The following is a 685-nucleotide window of genomic DNA, read 5'->3' as shown; positions in this document are numbered from 1 at the left end:
TGCGATCTTCCTGCATATCGCCCGGCCCGACTACACGCCCACGGCGGGCTGCGCTGCGCTCTCGCGCGAGGATCTCTTGGCTTTCCTGGCGCTGGCCGAGCCCTCCACCCACCTCGTCTTTTCCGACGCAGCCTGACGAAAGTCGCGCGCGTCGTCACCGCTGAAGATCGCGCTTGGTCAGGGCACACCGCCCCTTCCCCCTTCCGCCTTTCCCGTGCGAACTGCCCGCGGGGCCACAATTCAGGCATTCCACCATGACAGCCATCGACACCGCCACGCTCGAGGAGATACTCAACCTCCTGCCGCGCCACTACAAAAGCGGCCGGGCGGCGTTGTCGGAGTGGTGAAAGACGGGCAGGTCGTCGCCCGCCGCGCCCTGCCATCGAATGGGCCGACGGCGCCGTAGTTGCCGGTCGCTATTGGTCGGAAGAACTCGAGGCCCCGATCGAACTGGTCGGCGAACTGGCGCGCTCCCCGCCCTTGGGCAGGAATCAAAACGCCCCCACGGGCGGACCATGGGGGCGGATCGATTAAGCTGGTTGCGGGGGCAGGATTTGAACCTGCGGCCTTCAGGTTATGAGCCTGACGAGCTACCGGGCTGCTCCACCCCGCGTTATCCGGTTTGCGTCTTAAACGCATTATGGGCCGCTTGTGCGGCCCATTCAAGTGTTCGGCCTGGGCCGGT

Annotated in this window: 1 tRNA gene; it reads right to left on the bottom strand. The window is 65.7% G+C overall.

The features are described 5' to 3' along the window. Positions 1-536: 536 nt before the first annotated feature. A tRNA-Met gene (locus AC1DDS_RS25750) sits at positions 537-613 on the bottom strand. Positions 614-685 lie beyond the last annotated feature (72 nt).

Source organism: Mycoplana sp. 10N416, from assembly GCF_056394765.1.
Note: the sequence above shows the minus strand (reverse complement) of the source record. Positions and strands in the feature narration are given on the sequence as shown.